22 protein-coding genes are annotated in these 20,755 nt (G+C 51.2%); 12 read left to right on the forward strand and 10 right to left on the reverse strand.

Features of this window, described 5'->3' with window-relative positions; all coding sequences use genetic code 11:
* Positions 1-19 precede the first annotated feature (19 nt).
* A complete protein-coding gene (locus H8S75_RS05215) occupies positions 20-2,110 on the forward strand; it encodes a glycogen debranching protein (protein WP_187019885.1) in 2,091 nt (696 codons plus the stop codon).
* 155 nt (positions 2,111-2,265) lie between these two features.
* Here the strand turns inward: H8S75_RS05215 and H8S75_RS05220 are convergent, their stop codons facing one another.
* From H8S75_RS05220 to H8S75_RS05240, 5 genes are all read right to left on the reverse strand, one after another.
* A complete protein-coding gene (locus tag H8S75_RS05220; RefSeq protein ID WP_187019887.1) occupies positions 2,266-3,099 on the reverse strand; it encodes an undecaprenyl-diphosphate phosphatase in 834 nt (277 codons plus the stop codon).
* Positions 3,100-3,121: 22 nt separating this feature from the next.
* Positions 3,122-3,796, reverse strand: coding sequence for a uracil-DNA glycosylase (locus H8S75_RS05225; RefSeq protein ID WP_002604539.1), 675 nt, complete (start codon positions 3,794-3,796; stop codon positions 3,122-3,124).
* Positions 3,797-3,857: 61 nt separating this feature from the next.
* Positions 3,858-4,619, reverse strand: a complete 762-nt coding sequence (hisF, locus tag H8S75_RS05230; RefSeq protein WP_187019889.1) for an imidazole glycerol phosphate synthase subunit HisF — start codon at positions 4,617-4,619, stop codon at positions 3,858-3,860.
* Between the two features lie 11 nt (positions 4,620-4,630).
* Complete coding sequence (gene hisH / locus H8S75_RS05235) at positions 4,631-5,239, reverse strand: imidazole glycerol phosphate synthase subunit HisH (protein ID WP_110324666.1); 609 nt, start codon at positions 5,237-5,239, stop codon at positions 4,631-4,633.
* Positions 5,240-5,425: 186 nt separating this feature from the next.
* Complete coding sequence (locus H8S75_RS05240; RefSeq protein ID WP_187019891.1) at positions 5,426-6,055, reverse strand: SIR2 family NAD-dependent protein deacylase; 630 nt, start codon at positions 6,053-6,055, stop codon at positions 5,426-5,428.
* 194 nt (positions 6,056-6,249) lie between these two features.
* Here H8S75_RS05240 and H8S75_RS05245 point away from each other — a divergent pair, with 194 nt between their 5' ends.
* The 3 genes from H8S75_RS05245 to H8S75_RS05255 are packed head-to-tail and all read left to right on the forward strand — an operon-like array spanning position 6,250 to position 8,464.
* Entirely contained in the window at positions 6,250-6,690 is a 441-nt protein-coding gene (locus tag H8S75_RS05245) for a DUF4430 domain-containing protein (protein WP_243270186.1), read from the forward strand.
* Between the two features lie 36 nt (positions 6,691-6,726).
* Positions 6,727-7,221 (forward strand): hypothetical protein, encoded by a 495-nt coding sequence (locus H8S75_RS05250; RefSeq protein ID WP_002604544.1) that lies wholly within the window; start codon positions 6,727-6,729, stop codon positions 7,219-7,221.
* Positions 7,222-7,258: 37 nt separating this feature from the next.
* Complete coding sequence (locus tag H8S75_RS05255; RefSeq protein WP_187019892.1) at positions 7,259-8,464, forward strand: class I SAM-dependent rRNA methyltransferase; 1,206 nt, start codon at positions 7,259-7,261, stop codon at positions 8,462-8,464.
* Between the two features lie 4 nt (positions 8,465-8,468).
* Here H8S75_RS05255 and H8S75_RS05260 read toward each other — a convergent pair whose 3' ends face one another.
* The gene (locus tag H8S75_RS05260; RefSeq protein WP_187019894.1) at positions 8,469-9,080 is read right to left on the reverse strand and encodes a GNAT family N-acetyltransferase; all 612 of its coding nucleotides are present in this window, start codon (positions 9,078-9,080) and stop codon (positions 8,469-8,471) included.
* A 172-nt stretch (positions 9,081-9,252) separates the two neighbouring features.
* Here H8S75_RS05260 and H8S75_RS05265 point away from each other — a divergent pair, with 172 nt between their 5' ends.
* Both H8S75_RS05265 and H8S75_RS05270 read left to right on the forward strand, forming a co-directional pair.
* Complete coding sequence (locus H8S75_RS05265) at positions 9,253-9,690, forward strand: LytTR family DNA-binding domain-containing protein (protein ID WP_187019896.1); 438 nt, start codon at positions 9,253-9,255, stop codon at positions 9,688-9,690.
* 15 nt (positions 9,691-9,705) lie between these two features.
* Complete coding sequence (locus tag H8S75_RS05270; protein WP_187019897.1) at positions 9,706-10,134, forward strand: DUF3021 domain-containing protein; 429 nt, start codon at positions 9,706-9,708, stop codon at positions 10,132-10,134.
* Positions 10,135-10,171: 37 nt separating this feature from the next.
* On the opposite strand, the gene H8S75_RS05275 is transcribed toward H8S75_RS05270, so the two are convergent.
* A complete protein-coding gene (locus H8S75_RS05275) occupies positions 10,172-12,406 on the reverse strand; it encodes a bifunctional diguanylate cyclase/phosphodiesterase (protein WP_187019899.1) in 2,235 nt (744 codons plus the stop codon).
* Positions 12,407-12,591: 185 nt separating this feature from the next.
* Here H8S75_RS05275 and H8S75_RS05280 point away from each other — a divergent pair, with 185 nt between their 5' ends.
* From H8S75_RS05280 to H8S75_RS05290, 3 genes are read left to right on the forward strand one after another with little or no spacing between them, the layout of a single operon-like run.
* A complete protein-coding gene (locus H8S75_RS05280; protein ID WP_187019901.1) occupies positions 12,592-13,170 on the forward strand; it encodes a helix-turn-helix transcriptional regulator in 579 nt (192 codons plus the stop codon).
* Entirely contained in the window at positions 13,145-13,675 is a 531-nt protein-coding gene (locus tag H8S75_RS05285) for a flavodoxin family protein (protein WP_187019902.1), read from the forward strand. The genes H8S75_RS05280 and H8S75_RS05285 overlap by 26 nt, the downstream gene beginning before the upstream one ends.
* Positions 13,672-14,352: a hypothetical protein gene (locus tag H8S75_RS05290; protein ID WP_187019904.1), complete on the forward strand. Its 681-nt coding sequence runs from the start codon at positions 13,672-13,674 to the stop codon at positions 14,350-14,352. The genes H8S75_RS05285 and H8S75_RS05290 overlap by 4 nt, the downstream gene beginning before the upstream one ends.
* A 56-nt stretch (positions 14,353-14,408) precedes the next feature.
* Here H8S75_RS05290 and H8S75_RS05295 read toward each other — a convergent pair whose 3' ends face one another.
* The 3 genes from H8S75_RS05295 to H8S75_RS05305 form a co-directional block, all read right to left on the reverse strand.
* Entirely contained in the window at positions 14,409-16,106 is a 1,698-nt protein-coding gene (locus H8S75_RS05295) for a glycoside hydrolase family 3 protein (protein ID WP_187019906.1), read from the reverse strand.
* The gene (locus tag H8S75_RS05300; protein WP_187019907.1) at positions 16,099-16,959 is read right to left on the reverse strand and encodes an HAD family hydrolase; all 861 of its coding nucleotides are present in this window, start codon (positions 16,957-16,959) and stop codon (positions 16,099-16,101) included. The genes H8S75_RS05295 and H8S75_RS05300 overlap by 8 nt, the downstream gene beginning before the upstream one ends.
* Before the next feature lie 62 nt (positions 16,960-17,021).
* Positions 17,022-18,413: an MFS transporter gene (locus H8S75_RS05305; RefSeq protein ID WP_187019909.1), complete on the reverse strand. Its 1,392-nt coding sequence runs from the start codon at positions 18,411-18,413 to the stop codon at positions 17,022-17,024.
* A 175-nt stretch (positions 18,414-18,588) separates the two neighbouring features.
* Between H8S75_RS05305 and H8S75_RS05310 the strand changes: the two genes are divergently transcribed.
* The 3 genes from H8S75_RS05310 (at position 18,589) to H8S75_RS05320 (ending at position 20,697) form a co-directional block, all read left to right on the forward strand.
* Complete coding sequence (locus H8S75_RS05310) at positions 18,589-19,818, forward strand: AraC family transcriptional regulator (protein WP_187019910.1); 1,230 nt, start codon at positions 18,589-18,591, stop codon at positions 19,816-19,818.
* A 27-nt stretch (positions 19,819-19,845) separates the two neighbouring features.
* A complete protein-coding gene (locus H8S75_RS05315; RefSeq protein WP_187019912.1) occupies positions 19,846-20,202 on the forward strand; it encodes a winged helix-turn-helix transcriptional regulator in 357 nt (118 codons plus the stop codon).
* Between the two features lie 69 nt (positions 20,203-20,271).
* On the forward strand, positions 20,272-20,697 hold the full coding sequence (locus tag H8S75_RS05320; protein ID WP_187019913.1) for a pyridoxamine 5'-phosphate oxidase family protein: 426 nt from the start codon (positions 20,272-20,274) through the stop codon (positions 20,695-20,697).
* The last annotated feature ends 58 nt before the right edge of the window (positions 20,698-20,755 follow it).

Here is a 20,755-nt window from a genome sequence, read left to right on the forward strand (position 1 = left end):
TGTCAGAAAGGACACCGATATGCCACAGTACACCGATGATTTCAGGCCGCTTGACACCATATCCGGTTTTTCCGTAAGACCAGGATTGTACGAAGAATTCGGCGCGCGTCTGATACCTGGAGGAGTCAGTTTCACGCTTCATTCACAGGAAGCTGCGTCCTGCGAGCTGCTGCTGTTTCACCATAACGAAAGCGAACCATACGCGAAGATCCCCATCCCGGACCGTTACCGGATCGGGAATGTCTATTCCATCATCGTGTTCGGCTTAGACACCCGGGATTTGGAGTATGCGTTCAGCATTGATGGGCCGTATGATCCAAAGAAAGGGCTTATCTTCGACAAAACCAAATACCTTCTGGACATTTATGCGAAAGCCGTTACCGGACAGGGCACATGGGGCTCCAAGCCGGAAAGCGGCTTTCGGTATAAAGCGAGGGTAGTCTCAGACAATTTCAACTGGGACGACTGCTGCCATCCTCCTATTCCCATGGAGGATTTAATTATTTATGAGCTTCATGTCAGGGGATTTACAAGAGATGCTTCTTCCGGGGTCACCGCTCCCGGAACCTTTCAGGGAATCATGGAAAAACTTCCCTATCTGGAGGACTTGGGCGTCAACGCCATCGAGCTGATGCCCATTTTTGAATTTGACGAGATGCGCAACCAGCGCAGCGTGGACGGGAAGATGCTGCTGGATTACTGGGGCTACAATCCCGTCAGCTTCTTCGCTCCCAACACCAGCTACGCCTCAAAAAGCGAGCACAACCACGAGGGCAGGGAGCTGAAGACGCTCATCCGCACCATAAAAGAGCACGGCATGGAGGTCTATCTCGACGTCGTCTTCAATCACACCGCAGAAGGCAATGAAAAGGGCGGATTCTTCTCCTTCAAGGGCTTTGACAACCATATTTACTACATGCTGACCCCCGAAGGCTTCTACTATAATTTCAGCGGCTGCGGCAATACCTTAAACTGCAACCATCCCATCGTCCAGCAGCTGATTCTGGACTGCCTCCGGTACTGGACCATCCATTACCACGTAGACGGTTTCCGATTTGATCTGGCTTCTATCCTCGGGCGAAGCGAGGATGGCACGCCGCTTCACAAGCCTCCGCTTCTGGAATCCTTATCTTACGATCCGGTTCTCGCCAGTGCGAAGCTGATCGCCGAGGCCTGGGACGCGGGAGGTTTATACCAGGTCGGCTCCTTCTCTTCCTGGAACCGCTGGGCGGAGTGGAACGGCAAATACCGGGACGATATGCGCCGTTTTTTAAAGGGAGATGACAACACTGCCGCTGCGGCTGTCATGAGAATCACTGGCTCGCCGGATCTCTATCCGCCGGCCACACGTGGATATAATTCCTCCGTCAACTTCCTGACGTGCCACGACGGTTTTACCCTCTATGACCTCTACAGTTACAACGAAAAACACAACGAGGCCAACGGCTGGAACAATACAGACGGAGACAGTAACAACAACAGTTGGAACTGCGGTATCGAGGGCGAGACCGATGATCCTGACATTCTGGCGCTCCGTTTCCGAATGATCAAGAACGCCTGTGCAGTCTTAATGTGCAGCCGCGGGACTCCGATGTTCTTCGCCGGTGACGAATTCGGAAACACCCAGTACGGCAATAACAACGCCTACTGCCAGGACAATCACATCTCCTGGCTGGACTGGTCACTGCTGGAGAAGAACCGGGAAATCCATGCATTCTTCCGCCGTATGATCGCCATTCGAAGGAGTCATCCGGTAATCCGAAGGGAGACGATTCCTTCCAGCACCGGATTTCCACCTGTCAGCGTCCACGGAACAGAGGCATGGAAGAATGAAACAGCGGCCTATACCCACTACATCGGCATCATGTACGCCGGGAAACACGACGACGGCACCGAGGATATCATCTACCTCGCCGTCAATACCTACTGGGAACCGCTGACAATCGGCCTGCCAAAACTTCCCGAGGGATTTTGCTGGAACCTGCTCGTCGATACGGGGAGAGGGAAAGAAAGTATTCCGGAACGTGTGAGCGGCTGGAAAGAAGCGGCCTGCCATTCGGTCACGATTGGAGCGAGGGCTGTGATCGTCCTGGGAGCCGTGGAGATTTAAGAAAAGTTTGAATAAGAAAGTTTAAATAAAAAGCAGAGGCATGCTGCAAACCCTGGTGGGTCTGCGGCATGCCTCTGTTTTTCGTTTTTAATTATTTAGCTTTTCATTTACGTAAATCCGTTTCTAACTCTAATATTATATGCTGCCAAACCGAGTCAGCCGATAAAGGCTGTGATTCCAAAGTAGACTAAAACGATGACTCCAAGGACGATTCTATAGTAACCGAAGAATTTGAAGTCGTGTTTTCTGATGTAGCCCATCAGGAAGCGGATTGCGTATACGGAGACAATGAAAGCCACTACCATGCCGAGGATCAGATAGAAGACCTGAGGGCCGGTGAAATGGAGACCATATTTTACAATCTTTAAGAAGCTGGCGCCGAACATAACGGGGATTCCCAGGAAAAAAGAAAACTCGGCGGCAGCGCCTCTGGAGCATCCAAGGATCATGGCGCCCAGGATGGTGGAACCGGACCGGGATGTGCCGGGGATCAGGGACAGGAGCTGGAAAAGGCCTATGTAAAGCGCCGTCTGGTAAGAGATGTCTCCCACCCGCTGCATCTCAAAGTTTCGGCTTTTATTCGCGTTTTCAATAACGATGAACAGTACGCCATAGATAATTAAGGTGGCCGCAACGACATAACCATTCATCAGGTATTTTTCCATAATGTCATCGATAAGAAGTCCTATGATGGCCGCCGGGATACACGCGAGGATAATTTTGGACCACAGCTCCAGTGTGGCCCGCTTTTGTGCGGGTTTCTTCGTCGGTGAAAATGGATTCAGCTTGTGGAAGTACATGACCACGACCGCCAGAATCGCGCCCAGCTGGATCACGACCATAAACATGTTTTTAAAATCTTCCGGCTGTTTCAGGTGGATGATTTCATCTACCAGTATCATATGGCCCGTACTGCTGATGGGGAGCCATTCGGTAAATCCCTCCACGATTCCAAGTACGATTACCTTTAATGTCTCAATTATACTCATCTCTTATTTTCCGTCTCCATTCTTATATATTTTCAATCTGCCAGTCTATGGGCTCCAGCCCGTTGGCCTTTAAATACTCATTGGTTTTGCTGAAATGCCTGCTTCCGAAAAAGCCCCGGAACGCAGAAAGGGGGCTGGGATGCGGTGCCTCCAGAATCAGGTGCTTCGGATTGGTCAGCATACTCTTCTTATTCTGTGCCGGTCGGCCCCACAATAAGAATACCATTGGCCGGTCCTGCTCGTTTAAGATTTTAATAGCCGCGTCCGTAAATGTCTCCCATCCGATTCCCTGGTGGGAGTTAGCCGCATGAGCGCGGACAGTCAGCACTGTATTGAGCAGCATGACGCCCTGATCCGCCCACTTCTTTAAATAGCCGTTATTGGGGATATCGCATCCCAGATCGTCGTGCAGCTCCTGATAAATGTTCACCAGCGACGGAGGTACATCCACATCCGGCTTTACGGAGAAGCAGAGGCCGTGGGCCTGCCCGTAATTGTGGTAGGGGTCCTGCCCCAAAATCACCACCTTTACCTTAGAAAGGGGCGTAAACTGAAACGCATTAAAGATGTCATCCGCCTCCGGAAAGACTCTTTTCGTCTCATACTCCTGCTTAACCTTCTTATAAAGTTCCTTGTAATATGGCTTCTTAAACTCCACACTCAGTGGTTCCAGCCAGTCATTATCGATCGCACCCATTTTGCTGTTATTTCCTTTCGTATTGTCCTGTATACTTTTGACTGTATCGTAATCCTCTGCCCTATAACCTCACAGGCAGTCCCCGGTCCGCCAGATAGCGCTTCAGATCCATAATCTCCAGTTCCTTATAATGGAACAGGGAAGCCGCCAGCGCAGCGTCTGCTTTTCCCGTCGTCAGGGCATTGTAAAAATGTTCTTTTGTTCCGGCGCCGCCCGACGCAATGAGCGGTACGGAGACGCATTCTGCGATCACGGCGTTTAATTCATCGTCATATCCCGCCTTTGTGCCGTCGCAGTCCATGCTGGTTAAGAGAATCTCCCCCGCGCCCATGCGGTCGGCCTTAATAGCCCACTCCACAGCGTCCAGCCCCGTGTCGATACGGCCGCCGTTTTTGTATACATTCCATCCGCTTCCGTCGGCCCGCCTTCTGGCATCGATGGCAACAACCACGCACTGGCGTCCGAATTTGTCCGCCGCATCGGAGATCAGCTCCGGTGTGTTGATAGCAGAGGAATTGATGGATATCTTATCCGCGCCCTCCCGGAGAAGCAGTTTAAAATCATCTACCGTGCGGATTCCGCCGCCCACGGTAAATGGGATAAAAACCGTTTCCGCCACGCGGCGCACCATATCCACCACGGTATTCCGATTGTCTGAGGAAGCTGTGATATCCAGAAAGACAAGCTCATCCGCTCCGGCCTTATCGTATGCGGCCGCGATCTCCACCGGATCTCCGGCATCCTTTAAATTCACGAAATTGACGCCCTTCACCACGCGTCCGTTATGTACATCGAGACATGGAATTATCCTTTTCGTCAGCATCCGGCCACCTCCTATTGTAGTTCAATGAAATTTTTCAGAATCTTTAATCCCGTGGTACCGCTCTTTTCCGGGTGGAACTGACAGGCAAAGATGTTGCCGTGTTCCACGGAAGCGTGAAAACGGACACCGTAAACGGAGGACGCCGCTACATCCCCTTCATTCTCCGCTTTTAAATAATATGAATGGACAAAATACACATATTCCCCCGAAGCCAGTCCTTTAAAAAGCTTTGCTTCCGGACGGATGTCCAGACAGTTCCAGCCCATGTGGGGAACCTTGAGCCCCGGCGTATCCGGGAACTTCACAATCTCTCCCGGAAGAATTCCCAGGCCGGGGACGCTAACGCTCTCCCCGCTCCGCTCAAATAAAAGCTGCAGCCCCAGACAAATTCCTAAAAACGGAGTTCCCTGGTCTGTCACGCGGTGAATCACATCCACTAATCCGTATTGACGGAGCTTCCCCATGGCATCTCCAAAGGAACCAACTCCCGGCAGAATCACCCGGTCCGCAGAAAGAATCGTCTTCTCATCCCGGCTGATAACCGGCTGCTCTCCCAATGCATCCAGTGCCTTTTCCACACTTCTTAAATTTCCGGCATCGTAATCAATAATCGCTATCATGGCCGTCACCTCGTATCGCCTTTTTTCAACATTTTATCACAGGATCCCTGATTGTACAACTTTGTTTCAATCCACACTCGATAATTTCACAGAGTGCGACTACATCTTATAGATGCGCGGCTTGACTTCATGTCAGTGGGGGATAGCGATTTCTCTCCGCCCGCCACTGCCGTTAAGCTTATTTTGTTAAAAGTTGAAGTATAAATTTCTAAAGTACTCCACGGAATTCATCGGGACAGACACAGCCGTTTCCCCCATTTCAGCGGAAAGCTGTGCAAATTTCCCGTGGATCCGGTACATATGAGCCTTCTTATTCAGCGCCGCCGTCTTCTCAAACGGCCACCGGATCACTGTAGGCACGGCAAATCCTACCCCCAGTTCCAGGATAACCAGCCTCTTGTTCAATGTGCCGGCCAGCCAGGCGGTATACTTATTCCACTGAGGCAGATATCCTTCCTCAATATAAGTTTCCGCCTTGATGGTATTTCCCGTCAGCGGCGCGCCGCAGTGAGGGCATATATCCTCCGGAATCTCCCCCGGCTCCCAGATATCCTTCGTGCAGGAGCGGGAACACTGGCGCCACGTTTCATTTCCGCAGGGAGCCACAATTCTCGATGCATCGATCCCGGACTCAAAGATCCGGGCATCCGTCACTGTCGTCACGATAAAAAAGTCCCTGCCCTCCGTCAGCTCCGCCAGCTTCTCATACACATTTGCTATATCCGGGACAAATTCCGCCTTCCACTCTTCCCCCAGACCGATCAATAATTTCTCACACTCTGTAATTTCCTGTCTGATATTCCGATATTCTTCCATTTTGACTCTCCGTTTCATCTCTTGTCCGGCCGCCCCGTTCCCGTTATCATGCCAATAAACAGCGGCCAACTGCCCCTCATTATACACCACCCCGGGACCTGGGAAAAGTATTTTCTCAGTATCCCTAAATTTTCTTGAGTTTCCCTGCCTTTTTATGCTATACTATGAGAACTTAGTATAGAAAGAAGACTTTAATGATGATTACAGACAAACAAGGACATAAGAGACTGAAACGTCCCTCCCCGTTTCTCGGTGCCTGCGTGGCTGTGGCCGTGCTGGCGCTGCTGCTGGTTATCTATAACTTTTCAAAACCCGTTCCCATGGTTGGCAGTAAAACCATCACCATCGATGTGATTTACAAGGATGGCAGTGAGGACAGCTATCACGTTACTACCGAGGCACAGTACTTGAAGGAGGCGGTGGATGACATTCCGGAGCTGACCATAGAAGGCACCACCACCGAGGAATACGGCCTCATGATGATTACCGTTAATGGAGTGCGGGCGGACTATACACAGGATGGAGCCTACTGGGCGCTGCTTTTAGATCATGAGCCCTGCAACTACGGCATCAGCATGCAGCCCATCAAAGACGGAGAAAATTACAGTATTGTATATACACCGGCGGACCAGTAATGGAGCCGCCGTTTCTTTGGGCAAAAGGGGGATAACATGAAAACAAAGGAACTTGTCCGTGACGCGTTTCTTGCCGCAATCCTTCTGGTGCTGCAGGTCAGCCTGTCCTGGCTTCCCAATGTCGAGCTGGTATCGCTCCTGCTGATTCTGTATACCCTCGTATTCCGCCGCCATGTCTGGTTCATCCTCTATGTATTCGTCATTCTGGAAGGACTGATCTACGGCTTCGGCCTGTGGTGGTTTTCTTATCTCTATGTGTGGGCGATCCTTTGCGGTTCCGTATTTCTCATGGGATGGAACGGAAAACCACGTTCCATATCGGCCGCACTGCTTGCGGGGATCTTCGGTATGCTCTTTGGGCTGCTGTGCGCCGTCTCCTACTTCTTTACAGGCGGCATCGGAGCCGCGTTTGCATGGTGGACAGCAGGCATTCCCTTCGACATTGTTCACGGCATCAGCAACTTTGCCGTCACACTCCTGCTGTTTGACCCGCTGTACCGTCTGCTGAGCAGACTGAAAAACCAGTTTTAATATACAAGAGTATTCACAATCAAAAAGGAGAATCTATATGGAATCTGCAGTTGTAAGGATAAAAAAAGGCGAAGGCCGCTCGTTGAAAGCAGGCGGCATGTGGATTTATGACAATGAGATCGACACCATCAAGGGGGATTACGCCAATGGCGACATGGTATTCGTGGAAGACTTCGACGGTTATCCGCTGGGCCATGGATTCATCAACGCCAACTCCAGGCTGACCGTCCGCATAATGTCCAGAAAAAAGGATACCGTTGTGGACGACGACTTTCTGGAGATGAGAGTGCGCGCCGCATGGGAGTACAGGAAGACCACGACTGACACCTCCAGCTGCCGTCTCATCTTCGGCGAGGCCGATTTTCTTCCGGGTATTGTCATCGATAAGTTTTCCGACGTACTCGTTGTGGAATCCCTTGCCCTGGGAATCGACCGGTTCAAGCCGGTTATCCTGGACAAGCTTAAGAAGGTCCTGGCCGAGGACGGAATCCAGATCCGCGGCGTCTACGAACGAAGTGATGCCAAGGTCCGTCTCCAGGAAGGCATGGAGCGCTTCAAGGGCTTCATCGGCGATCCCTTCGACACCAAGGTGGAGATCGTGGAAAATAACGTGCATTATCTCGTAGATGTCAAAGACGGGCAGAAAACAGGCTTCTTCCTTGATCAGAAATACAACCGGCTGGCAATTCAGAGACTCTGCGCCGGCAAACGGGTATTAGACTGCTTCACCCATACCGGCTCCTTTGCGCTTAATGCCGGTCTGGCTGGCGCTTCCTCCGTCCTGGGTGTGGACGCCTCCGAGCTGGGAGTCGCCCAGGCCGAAGAAAACGCGGCCTTAAACGGCCTCTCAGATACGGTCAAATTCCGCTGTGCCGATGTCTTTGAGCTGCTTCCCGAGCTGGAACGCCAGGGTGAGAAATTCGACGTCGTCATCCTCGATCCCCCCGCCTTCACAAAGTCCAGAAACTCCGTAAAGAACGCGGTTAAAGGCTACCGGGAGATCAATTTAAGAGGTATGAAGCTGGTAAAGGACGGCGGCTACTTAGCCACCTGCTCCTGCTCCCACTTCATGACACCGGAGTTATTTGAAAAGACCATCCGGGAAGCCGCCGGCAATGTCCACAAGCGCCTCCGCCAGGTCGAATACCGGACGCAGGCACCGGATCATCCCATTCTCTGGTCCGGAGATGAAACCTCTTACTATTTAAAATTCTTCATATTCCAGGTATGTGACGAGAAATAGCATTTCACACATGCTCCAGATCCTGCCCCGCCTTCTGCGCCGAATCTGCCCCCGCTTCCGAGCGGCTAATTCTGTACAGAAGGTGGGGCATGTCCATTCCATAGTAGTGCTTAACGATACTGCCGCAAACGGTCATACCGTTTCTCTCCGCCACGGCCCTGGAAGGAGCGTTGGTATCCCGGATAATGGAATACACCTCCTCCGCTCCCAGCTTCTCAAATGCATAATCCCTGCACGCGGCAGCGGCCTCCAGCGCGTATCCGCAGTGCCAGAAATCCTTTCTGAATAAATAACCGACCTCCAGCACCTCTCTTTCGCCGGCCTCCTGCATGGTCAGCCCGCACTGTCCGATCAGCTCCCCAGTCTCCTTTAAAATCACGGCCCATAAGCCAAACCCGTATTTTTCATAGCGCATAAGCTGACGGTCCAGCCAGTCGGCGGCCTCCCAGTCCTCAAATGCATGCTCATAGGCGTACATCACCTCTTCATCCTTTAACATCAGGCAGAGGTCATCGTAATCTGCCCGCCGAAGCCGCCGCAGAGCCAGCCTTTCTGTCTGAAGAATGATCTCCTCTTTCATGTTATCACCCATAACAGCTCCCATCGTCTTTGCCATGTTATCTACCCCTTCTCTTCCTCTCTCTGTATTTCAGTTACAGGTCACAGCCCTGTAATGTATTTCATCGCCCTCCAAGGCATCTTGGCCGGTTCCCCTTGTTCTTTATTCCAGCTACTTCTATAATGATATCATAAATCCGGTGCACTGGATATTCAAAAAGGAGAATGACATGAAAATAACACTGCACGAAGGGCTCGGCCTTTCCGAGCCCGAAATCGAAATCCGGTGCCACATTGCCGACCAGCGGCTTAAGCGTCTCCTGGACTATATCCGACAGTACTCCTTTTCACTGGAAGGGCGGATCGGTGAGACTTCCTTCTATCTGCATTCCGAGGAGATTATCTATGTGGACTCCGCTGACGGACGCACATTCCTCTACAGCGGCAAAAATGTGTACGAAAGCCGTGAGACGCTTTCGTCCCTTGAGGAAAAGCTGGCCAATACCACATTTGTCCGGATCAGCAAAAACTGCATCGTCAACACCGCCTGGCTGAAGAGCGTGTCCCCCCTGTGGAATCACAGGCTGGAGGCCCTGCTGAAAAATGGTGAAAAGCTCATTGTCAGCAGAAATTATATACCTGCGCTGAAAGAAAAATTATCCCGATAACAAGGAGGAAATGCCATGAAACGATTTTTAAGAACCTATCTTCCCAGTTCGGCGATCGCATTTACCATCGTCATCCTGTTTAACGCAATCTATAACCTGATTCTGGGAAACAACTATGCACTGAGCGGCGTCTTTGTCCTGGAACTTACAGGGCTTATCATTTTCATACAGCTCGTATCGGTCGTGTGCGATCACATTCCGTTTCAGTCGGAAAGGGCGTACAAGACCACGTTCTTCGCAGCAGAGTATGCGATTGTCATTATTGCAAGCTTTGTTTTAAACTGGACGGTTCTCACCATCAGCAGCTTTCTATACACATCACTGCTGTGTGTGTTTATCGCGTTCCTGATCGACCGATACTTTTCGGCCGTACACCGCCACGAGGCGGATGAGATCAACCGCCTCATCCTCTCCCAGGATAAAAAAGGGGAGCAGACCCCATAAGATTACCTCCCGGGCTCCTGCTCCTGCTTACAAAACTCTATCTGCCGGCCGTCTGACTGCTCAGCAGCATTTCAAATGATTCCGCGGTCATCGGCCGGCCAAAGTAATACCCCTGTATTACGTCGCATCCGTGCGCCTTTAAATACTCGTACTGCTCTCTCGTCTCCACGCCCTCGGCGATGGTGCTCAGCTCCAGCGACTCCGCCAGGCGTATGATACCATCCACGATCTTATTGCCTCTCTCATCACCAATATTGTCAACGAAGCTTTTATCGATCTTCAGCGTGTCAAACGACATGTCCTTCAGCATAGCCATAGAGGAATACCCCGTACCGAAGTCATCCAGAAGGATCCGGTAACCGGACTGATGCAGATGCCTGATGGCATCCAATAGCCGAGGCTGGTTGTCGAAGAAGACGCTCTCCGTAATCTCGACCTCCACATTCTGGACTTCCACCGCTGTTTCTGTCAGAATCCGGTTGTATTTCTCCACAAAATTCAGGTCATAGAGAAGCTTTCTCGATACATTGACGGATACCGGCACCACCGCATATCCACGGTTCCCCCATTCCTTCTGCTGTTCACAGACAATCCGGAACATATACCGGTCCAGCTCGCTGATGAATCCATTTTTCTCAAACAGCGGGATAAACTCGCCCGGCGACACGATCTCACCGTCAGGCCTCGCCCAGCGCACCAGGGCCTCTGCCCCTACGATCCGCTTGGATTCCGCGTCGTACTGGGGCTGGTAATACGCCCTGAATTCTCCATTTTCCAGCGCGCTCTTCATCACCGCTTCGATCCGCTTATCCCGGTAGATCTGTTCCTTCACCCGCTCATCATAGAACGCGTAATGGACGGCGAACTGTCCCTTCTGGCTCTTTCTGGCAATGCCTGCGCAGTCGAGACAGAAATCCAGTGTAAGGCTCTTGTCTCGAATCTGGAATATCCCCATGGCCGGCACGATAGCCAGCTTATTCTGAGGCCAGATGGAATACGACTGAAGACGGCTGCAAAGTTCCTCTAATCGCCTGCACAAGGCATCATGGTCGTGACCGTCAACGAGTGCCACAAACATATCCGCAGACTGATGAGCGAAAAGTTCCTCGCCTCCGCACCATCCCGCCAGAACTCCATGAATATACCGGATCAGGTGATTTCCTTCCTCATATCCCAGAAGCTCATTGATAAACTTAAAATCATCGATATCCAGGCTGACCAGGGACAGGCTCCCCGCCTCTGCCCGGCGTATCTTTTTCTCCGCCTCCACCTGGAATTTGGCAAAGGAGTAACCGCCGGTGATCTCATCCGTATAGAGGCTGTGCATGAGCTCGGCCTTCCTCCGTTTCTGATCCTTCAGAACATAAACCAGGATTCCCACGAAAATCAGCACCATAAACACGCCCAGCAGATACGTCCGACCCAGCACCGCGTTCATTTTGCTGTCCAGCACACTGGCCGGTGCCACGGTGAGCAGATACCAGTCATTGATGGGCAGCGGCCGGTAGTACATGTACTGAACCCCTTTATTTATGAATCTGACGCATCCATCCTGCCCATTCTCAAAATCCACCTTCATCCGGTCCGCAATCGCCTGATTCTTCCTGTCTTCCGCTTCCATGGACGTAAAAATATTCTGCATATTGGAGTAACTGTAGGAATTAGTGGAATCCACGATGCAGTTGCCCTCTTTATTTACGATATACGTATATCCGCGTCCTCCGAAGGAGGTCACCTCCAGCTGCCTGCGCATCTCGTTGATATCATAGGTGCCAAACAGAACCGCCGTCACCTCTCCATCATGATAGACAGGCACCGCATATACATGGATCGTTTCACTCCCCTCCCGGTCCACCAGGGGATCGGATACACTGTTTTCCCCCGCCAGGCCCCTTCTGTAATAAGGGCGGTCTGACAGATCCATACGTACATGATCCGTGGTATATGTCGTTCCATCCGCAGTGATGACCCCCATCCGCTTAAACCCATTCTCCTGCGCGGTGGCGGCCAGCATGGCAGCGGCCTCCTCATAATTGTCCACTGTGTAAAAACCGACGCGGCGCGAAACCTCGGTCAATAATTCCAGCTTTCCATTTATCTCTTTTTCCAGAATACTCTTTCCCTGTGTGGAAACCTCCTCAAGAGAAGAGATGATCTCATTCTGAAAATCATGTTTCAAAGTACTCGCGTATAAGAGCCACGACACGGTCAGTAAAATCAGTATCAACAGACCGAGTATAACTTCCCTGTATTTCGCGAAAAGATTTCTCATACCTCTTCCTTTCCCGCCTGCGCTCTTATACACGATGACAGACGGCATCCTCTTTCATTGTACATGAAAGAAAAAGGGTACGTCAACTGTCACTTACTTTTTTTATTCCCTTGACTTTGGAATGGTTACCTGATATAGTATCGGCATAATATATATCGTTTTGATATATATCAGGAGGTAATATTATGTTAGAGTATATCATTCTTGGTTTTTTAATGGGATGCGCCGCCAGCGGTTATGACTTAAAGCAGTATATGGCGGAAAGCACGTCCTATTTCTTCGATGCCAGCTATGGGAGCATTTATCCCGCGTTAAAGAGGCTGGAAGAGAAAAAACTCATCCTCTCAGAAGAAAAAGTGACCGGGGGAAAGTTTAAGAAGCTCTATTCCATTACGGAAGAAGGCCGCGGTGTCTTTCTTACCTGGTTAAAGCAGCCGGTGCGTTTTGTAAAAACACGCCTCGACTACCTGGTGCCGTTTTTCTTCTACGAGTATTTAGATCCCATTACTGCAAAGCAGAATCTGGAGTTGTTTATGGAGACCGCCTCCGTAGGGCTCGGAGAGCTGAAGGCACAGAGAGAAGAGCTGAATAACAGAAATCTGGCCGCCGGCCACACGTTCCACGGATCTGTGCTTGTCTATGGAATCCGTTACTATGAGATGCTGATTGAATGGTGTTCCGGGCTGGCAACAGAAAACTCCACCACAACAGCAAACACCCAAAAAGGAGGTCCCCTCAGTGAAAACAATCATCCACGACTTTGACCCCGCCGTATTTGAAGAACTGTTTCCCGAAACCGCTCAGTTGACCAGGCTCGGAACCTCCGAGCCGTCTGCCGTCATCCTGTCCCCCATGTATCCGGCACGCCCCTGTATTGGCTGTTTTGGCTGCTGGATCAAGACTCCGGGCAGCTGCGTCCTTCCCGATTCCTATCAGGAGATGGGCAAACTGCTGTCCAGGACCAGCGAACTCATACTCATCAGCCGCTGCTGCTACGGCGGCTACAGCCCATATGTGAAAAATATTCTGGACCGCAGCATCGGTTATCTCCAGCCATTTTTCCGCATCATTAACGGAGAGATGCACCATGTCATGCGGCACGATAACCGTATGGCAATCACGACGCATTTCTATGGGGACGCCATCACAAAGCTGGAGGAAGAGACCGCGGACCGCCTGGCGAAGGCAAACGCCGTCAATTTCGGAGCTTCCGGCTGCACCGTGCATTTCTATCAGACACCGGAACAGATAAGGGGGAATATGGCATGAAAGGAATTTTGATAAACGGCAGCCCGAAGAGACGCGACAGCTCCTCCGGCGCGCTGCTGGACGATTTAAGGTCTTTACTCGATCCCGGCACAGAGACGGCCGTCATGGCCGTTACCGCTTCCCATCCCGCCGCCTCGTCCGCTTACACAGGTATGCGCTGGGAGCCGTCACCCGAGGACGTAAAACATCTTAGCGGTTCCAGCTTTCTTGTCCTCTCCTTCCCGCTCTATGTGGATGCCGTTCCGTCCCATCTGCTTTCCTTTTTAATGGAACTGGAATGGCAGCAGAAAAACAACAGGCTCCCGGCAACTGAAGAACCGCTGGCCGTTTATGCCGCCATAAACTGTGGATTTTACGAGGGAAAGCAGGCCGCGCTCGCTCTTCGGATCGTGGAGAGCTGGTGCCTGCGCTGCGGTTTCGAATACAAACAGGGCATTGGATGCGGCGCCGGGGCCATGCTGGCTCAGATAAAAAGCGCTCCGCTGCAAAAGGGCATTAAAAAGCCGCTGGGCACCGCGCTGAAAGACATGGCTGCACGTATCGGACGCCTTGAAAAAGGAAAGGACCAGCTCATCTCCCTCTCCTTCCCCCGCCCGCTCTACTTAGCCGCTGCTTCAATCGGCTGGAGGAAACAGGGCCGTGAAAACGGGCTGACATTGAAAGATTTAAAATCGTAAGGCAAAAACTCCCCTGCCGTTTGAATGGAACTCATTCGGGCAGAGGAGTTTTACGATTAAATTCTGGTATCCCAGCGGCCGCAGAATACATTTTCACTGTATCTGCCCTTAAACGGGGACTTTCCTGTCATTTTACTGATAGCGGCGGATACTGCTTCCTCCGAATTCAGATAGGCATTGATATAAGTCTTTGCCATCGGCACGTCGATCAGATGGTTTGTATAGTTCAGAGAGAGGAATATGGTGGGCAGTTCCGACACGTACCACGGCTGGTCTGCGGGCTGCGCCCATTTTACACGCATGGTATTGTACTGTGCGAATCCCGATACGTTAAATACCACCAGACACGCGTCATACTTTTTGCGCAGGTCCTCCATCTTACCTTTTACAGCCGGCGTATCGCCGTCCACGATGAATCCGGCTTCCGTAAGCTTCCTTACGACCATCTCCTTTATGGGAGCGCTGTCGTCCGCCTGAAGCTTACCGGCGATTACCGTCCCCTCTCCGCCGATAAATACCAGCTTCACCCTCTTATACTTCTCAGGCGTCATTGGAAGGTAATGTTTCGTGTCCTTGACGAGAGTAATAAACTTGTCGGCCTGCTCTGCGGCAGACTTGTGGAACTCACTGCATCCGATCACCGACAGCTGCTCTCTCGGAGGCATCAGACGGCCTTCGGCCTGCAGCTTGTGTAGTTTCAGCGCCGCCTTGATTCCGAGAATCCGGTGAAGCGCGTCACTTAGCCTCTCCTCCGTAATTACGCCGTTTCTGTAACCTTCCATCATATAGCCGAAGTCCTCGTCCATGTCGTTGAAGAACAGGAACATATCGCAGCCCGCGGCAATCGCCTGCGGAACCTGATCCCGGCGAGGCATGGCCGCAAACATGCCGATCATATGAGACGCGTCGGTTACTACCAGGCCATTGAATCCAAGACGGCCCTTCAATAAATCCGTAATCAGCTCCGGGGACAGGGTTGCCGGCAGAATGTCCTCGTCTGCGGTATCGGGACGAAGCTTTCTCGTATAAGCGGGAAGTGCGATATGCCCCGCCATAATGGTCATGACGCCTTCGTCGATCAGTTCTTTGTAGACTCTTCCAAAGGTGTTGTCCCACTCCTCGCAGGTCATATCATTGACGCCCATGAGAAGGTGCTGGTCGTTCTCTTCGGTTCCATCGCCCGGGAAATGCTTCATACAGGTAGCCATATTCTGAGTTCTGGTACCCTTGAAAAATGCCTTCGCATACCGGATGGTATCTTCCGGGCTGTTGTTAAAGGCCCTGCACTGGACAATGGTATTTCTCCAGTTATAGAGCAGATCTACAATCGGTGCGAAGTTCCAGTTGCATCCGATAGCCGCGCTCTCTAAAGCCCCGATTCTCGCCACCTCACAGGCAGTCTCCTCGTCGTCCGCAGCCGCTGTCGCCGCCCCGCAGGCCACCGCGGTACCGCCGCCCACGCCGCCGTTTCCGCCCGCTTCACAGTTGGAAGCGATCAACAGCGGGATTTTCGAATTTTCCTGAAGAATCCGGTTCTGCTCGTATAACTCCTCCGGCGGCGCATTGTGATAACGAATCGCTCCGACGTGATAGTTCTTTACCGCATTTTCCAGATCTTCCGGTTTTCTGGAGGTCACCATATTGACGAACAGCTGTCCGATCTTCTCCTCATCTGTCATAGACGCGATGGTATCCTCCACCCATTTCATATCTTCATCATTTAAATAATAAGGTTTTTCTCTTAAATTAACCATTGTTTTCTCCTTTTCCTAAATTTTTCTCAAAATCCGCAGCACACTGATTCTCATATTCGCCCCGGTAGCTGCCGTTTAGAAAACGTTCCAACGCTTCCTCCCGAAACTGTCTCCAGGACTGCGCCTCCTTCTTCACCAGAATCGGATAGTAGCAGACACCGTTCTGTCCGGCCGCCTGATGGTCTCCGGGCGCGTCACCGATCATCAGGACGTGATCTCTTTCATATCCGGCCTCCAGAAGACGGCTGATGCAGTATGCCTTGGAGCCTTCGGTCTGTGTCAGCACGATATCCGTGAATGGAAGAAGTCCGCACCGCTCCCATTCCTCCACCACAGCCTGCTTATTGGCCGATGAGACAATGGCGATATCGGCCTTCTCATGGGCCGCCCGGATACCTTCCGCCACACCCTCATACGGCTTTTTCGCCTCCTCCGGAAGTCCTCCGATGGCAGCATTTACTGCCTTCGACCAGGAGAGCGCCTTCTGAAAACAAACGTGGGCTTCGTCCGTCTCCATCTTCGACAATGCCTCGCCCGACAGCTCCGGCGCCGTCTCACACCACCGGACAAACGCATCGATCCCGTCTATGGAACGGTACTTTCCGGAGGCCTCGTGGAGAACGATGGCCAGCGCCTTGAACCGGTTGATTCCACGGGTCATGGAATACAGATTCACTTCGTTCCAGCGCTCCAGGAGCGCTTTCTCCCACTGCTCCAGCCCCCATTCCTTCACCATGCAGGGGCCAAAGCATTGAAAATGTTTGATATCCATCGTGTCCATGGCACATCCGTCAGAATCGATGCAGATCAGATACTCCTTTTTTCGCTGAAAGTTCTCAAATAAATCACCCATTGTTCTCACCTTTCTTTGCAGTTAGTTTTTCACAGCAGCCGTTGTTTTCCGCAGCAGTCCATCTATTTCTCAGCAGCCCGTCTCTCCGCAAGAATACGGTTGTTTTCCTCTACCACTTTCTTGGATAACGGATATGCAAACAACAGAATCAGGCCTACAATCAGGTAGCAGACGGCCGGAGCCAGAGTCGCCACGGTATAGATATTTTTGGTGACGGATTCCGTCTGTACGATGACCTCACCAGCTTTGGAGGACTGGTAGCCGATGGCGCCCAGAACCCAGCCGCCGAGGCCGCCTGCCAGCGCCTGGCCGATCTTACGGGCAAAGGAGTAAACCGCGTAAATAGTGCCGTCGTCGCGGCTTCCGGTCTGTACCTCCTGGTAATCGATTACATCCGTAATAAATGCCCAGATTAAGAGGTTAAAGAGTCCGGTTCCCAGGTTTCCAAAGGCGATCATGACACAGAAGGTCCATGGGTTTTGAAATCTGAAGAAAAACAAAATGAAATAAATAATGGAAGCAAATAATACGGAAAATGCGGAAGCTTCTTTCTTACCGAACTTCTTTAAAATTGTCGTTGAAAATGGTGCAAGAATCAGAGTTGCGCCGGTACTGAAGAATCCGGCCAGCGACATGGCTTCTTTACTCTTAAAGTAATCCATGTATAAGTACGTGTTCATGCTTCCGGACAGCAGCATGGAGAGCAGAAGAACGATGGCCGCTCCGATGATGGCCAGCAGGCTGCGATTGTGCATCATTCCTTTCACAGCTCTTGCAAAGCTGCCTTTGTTTGTCTCCTTCACCTGCGGCTTTACACGCTCTGTTGACAGGCTGTAGCACAGGATATAGCAGATCAGGGCCAGAACCGCAAACAGGCAGGCAATATAGAAGAAACGGTCTGCCAGAACCACCTGGTTTCCACCCTCATAGGCGTATACAAACAGGGGAACGCCCACATTGACACACACGCCGGCCAATGCCGCTCCTACGCTTCGAAATGTGGAAAGCTGGCCTCTCTCGATGGGTTCCGCGGTGATTCCCGACGCCATGGAGCCATAGGGGATATTGATTCCCGTATAGCAGATACTTCCCCAGAATAAATATGTAAGATAGATGTACACCATCTTAAATGTCATGGACTTATCCGCGATAAACGGATTAAACATCAGGACGCCGGCCACCACCACCGGAACGCACATCCTGCGGATCCACGGTCGGAACTTTCCGTCCTTTGCAGGCTTTGCCGTATCCACGATATGCCCCATGGTAATATCAGTACATGCGTCCACACACCGGGCAACCAGAAACAGCGTTCCTACCGCCATTGCACTGATGCCAAGTACCTTCGTATAGAATACCATAAGAAACGTGCTGGCCAGCATAAAGAAAAAATCATTGCCGAAATCGCCGAACATATAACCGATCTTATCCCTGAAACCAAATTTTCTTTTCATGCAAAATTTCCCCTCCTAAAGGTAAGTTTATCTTTTTTCGATAAACAAACTTTACCATAAATACATAAAAGTCTTGAGGATAATTTTTGTAGTTATCAGCACAATATTTGTTTTGTATGGTATAATATAAAAAAAAAGTAGTATAAAGATTTCGTTACAAAGGAGACCCCCTTATATGAGCCATGAACCTCAGACAGCGGTCATCGATTTGATGATCTCCCTTCTATCCACCACGCTCGGCGTGCAGACCTCCGTTCTCTCTCCCGGTTCGGAAGAACTGACGGATATTGATTTCTCCCTGCGGAAATCCATTTTCACCGGACATGACGCCAGAGAACTGTTCAGTGAAATAATGGAAAAAGCCGAGGAGAAATATATCTACAGCATCACGGACCATTTTTTCAGTCACTATATTCTCATGCCTCTTCCGGAAAAGAATCATTCCGGCTGCCTTCTGGTAGGTCCCTATATGACGGAGGAAGCCAACGAGTTCCTGTATAACCGAGTCATCAACCGGAACCGGCTGACCTTAGAGACGCTTCCCGTGTTAAAGCAGTACTATCAGAACTTATCCATCGTAGATCCCGCGCGAATCACCGCGGCGTTAAACCATATTGCCGTCTTCCTGTATGAGGACCATCACGATCTCACCATCCGCTATATGACAGAGGACTGGAACGAGCAGTACAGCGGCTGGAACTACATTCCTGATCCGGAACACGCATTTTCCATCCACGTGACGGAAAAACGCTACGCCGCGGAAAACGAATTTCTGGATGCCGTCATGCGGGGAGACCAGGTGCTGGCAGTCCGCCGCTTCGAGACATTTTTAGACTTCCGTATCGCCCCCAGATATAAGGACCCCATCCGTGACAGCAAGAACCTGATCATTGTTTTAAATACGCTGCTGCGCAAGGCCGCGGAGAAGGCGGTGGTCCATCCGGTATACTTAGATGAGATTTCCCATCATTATGCCGTCCAGATTGAGGCCTCTACTTCCCGCAGACAGCTGGAAAACCTGCGGATTGAGATGGTGCGGAAATACTGCCTCCTCGTCAAAAATCAGTCCCTCAAGAACTATCCGCCGCTGATCCGAGACCTCTTAAACCACATTAACTTAAACTTAAGCTCAAACCTGAGTTTAAAATCCTTATCACAGATGTTCAGTGTCAACGCCAGTTACCTCTCCTCCCTGTTCCGCCGGGAGATGGGCATGACCCTGACCGACTACGTCAACGGCCGCCGGATCGACACCGCTCTGAAGCTGCTGAACACCACCGATATTCAGATTCAGGATATTGCCTACTATGTAGGAATCGAAGACGTGAATTATTTTACAAGAATCTTCAAGAAAAAAATCGGCGTATCGCCCACCGAGTACAAAAAATCGATCCGCCCCGCATAGGGCGTACGTGTTCAGGAGGTATCAGATATGAAGCAGAGAAACGAATACACCTGCCCGCTGGAGCTTACCCACGATGCAATCAGGGGCAAATGGAAGCCCATCATCCTGTGGCAGCTGAATAAGGGCGGCCGCTCCCTCTCCTCTCTCAAAAAAGAAATCGCCGGCATTTCCCAGAAGATGCTGCTCCAGCAGTTAAGCGAGCTGGCCCAGTACGGCTTCGTTGGCAAGACTGCCTACGACGGCTATCCGCTGAAGGTGGAATACTACTTAACCGACCGGGGCAGGAAGATCTTTGAAGCGGTTACCATCATGCAGAGCGTTGGGATCGACATGATGACAGAAGATGGGCGGGAAGATTTTCTGAGAGAAAAAGGGCTGCTGTAGTTACAAAAAAGTGGGTACTGTTCACGCCCGTCTCACTGTTCTATAATGAGAAAAAAGGAGGATTTACATATGAAAGACGCCCAGAATACCGTAGGAAATATGCTTGACAAACAGAGTGTCTCATTTATCGGTTCCATCTCCGCAGATGGATTTCCCAATGTCAAGGCCATGCTGCGGCCACGGAAACGAGATGGAATCAGAACCATCTATTTCACCACAAACACCTCTTCCATGAGGGTCGGGCAGTTCCGTGAAAACCCGAAGGCGTGTGTCTACGTCTGCGACAGCCGCTTTTTCCGCGGCGCCATGCTGACCGGAACCATGGAGGTTTTGGAGGACAGTGAGAGCAGGGAGATGATCTGGCAGGAAGGCGACACCATGTATTACCCAGGCGGAGTCACAGACCCGGATTACTGCGTCCTCCGTTTTACCGCCTTAAGCGGACGTTACTACACCAATTTTCATTCCGAGAGCTTCGAGATCCCGGAAGCGTAAGCGGCAGAAGGAATGTCTCAACAAAAAAACAGGAAAGAGGCGGTCTGTGCAATTGCTG

The organism is Hungatella hominis, assembly GCF_014288005.1.
GTDB classification, from domain to species: Bacteria; Bacillota; Clostridia; order Lachnospirales; family Lachnospiraceae; genus Hungatella; species Hungatella effluvii.

Excerpts from the sequence above, each read along its gene's own strand:
- H8S75_RS05215 (WP_187019885.1), top strand. The coding sequence starts at position 20 with ATGCCACAGTACACCGATGATTTCAGGCCGCTTGACACCATATCCGGT.
- H8S75_RS05220 (WP_187019887.1), bottom strand. The coding sequence starts at position 3,099 with ATGAGTATAATTGAGACATTAAAGGTAATCGTACTTGGAATCGTGGAG.
- H8S75_RS05225 (WP_002604539.1), bottom strand. The coding sequence starts at position 3,796 with ATGGGTGCGATCGATAATGACTGGCTGGAACCACTGAGTGTGGAGTTT.
- hisF (WP_187019889.1), bottom strand. The coding sequence starts at position 4,619 with ATGCTGACGAAAAGGATAATTCCATGTCTCGATGTACATAACGGACGC.
- hisH (WP_110324666.1), bottom strand. The coding sequence starts at position 5,239 with ATGATAGCGATTATTGATTACGATGCCGGAAATTTAAGAAGTGTGGAA.
- H8S75_RS05240 (WP_187019891.1), bottom strand. The coding sequence starts at position 6,055 with ATGGAAGAATATCGGAATATCAGACAGGAAATTACAGAGTGTGAGAAA.
- H8S75_RS05245 (WP_243270186.1), top strand. The coding sequence starts at position 6,250 with ATGATGATTACAGACAAACAAGGACATAAGAGACTGAAACGTCCCTCC.
- H8S75_RS05250 (WP_002604544.1), top strand. The coding sequence starts at position 6,727 with ATGAAAACAAAGGAACTTGTCCGTGACGCGTTTCTTGCCGCAATCCTT.
- H8S75_RS05255 (WP_187019892.1), top strand. The coding sequence starts at position 7,259 with ATGGAATCTGCAGTTGTAAGGATAAAAAAAGGCGAAGGCCGCTCGTTG.
- H8S75_RS05260 (WP_187019894.1), bottom strand. The coding sequence starts at position 9,080 with ATGGCAAAGACGATGGGAGCTGTTATGGGTGATAACATGAAAGAGGAG.
- H8S75_RS05265 (WP_187019896.1), top strand. The coding sequence starts at position 9,253 with ATGAAAATAACACTGCACGAAGGGCTCGGCCTTTCCGAGCCCGAAATC.
- H8S75_RS05270 (WP_187019897.1), top strand. The coding sequence starts at position 9,706 with ATGAAACGATTTTTAAGAACCTATCTTCCCAGTTCGGCGATCGCATTT.
- H8S75_RS05275 (WP_187019899.1), bottom strand. The coding sequence starts at position 12,406 with ATGAGAAATCTTTTCGCGAAATACAGGGAAGTTATACTCGGTCTGTTG.
- H8S75_RS05280 (WP_187019901.1), top strand. The coding sequence starts at position 12,592 with ATGTTAGAGTATATCATTCTTGGTTTTTTAATGGGATGCGCCGCCAGC.
- H8S75_RS05290 (WP_187019904.1), top strand. The coding sequence starts at position 13,672 with ATGAAAGGAATTTTGATAAACGGCAGCCCGAAGAGACGCGACAGCTCC.
- H8S75_RS05295 (WP_187019906.1), bottom strand. The coding sequence starts at position 16,106 with ATGGTTAATTTAAGAGAAAAACCTTATTATTTAAATGATGAAGATATG.
- H8S75_RS05300 (WP_187019907.1), bottom strand. The coding sequence starts at position 16,959 with ATGGGTGATTTATTTGAGAACTTTCAGCGAAAAAAGGAGTATCTGATC.
- H8S75_RS05305 (WP_187019909.1), bottom strand. The coding sequence starts at position 18,413 with ATGAAAAGAAAATTTGGTTTCAGGGATAAGATCGGTTATATGTTCGGC.
- H8S75_RS05310 (WP_187019910.1), top strand. The coding sequence starts at position 18,589 with ATGAGCCATGAACCTCAGACAGCGGTCATCGATTTGATGATCTCCCTT.
- H8S75_RS05315 (WP_187019912.1), top strand. The coding sequence starts at position 19,846 with ATGAAGCAGAGAAACGAATACACCTGCCCGCTGGAGCTTACCCACGAT.
- H8S75_RS05320 (WP_187019913.1), top strand. The coding sequence starts at position 20,272 with ATGAAAGACGCCCAGAATACCGTAGGAAATATGCTTGACAAACAGAGT.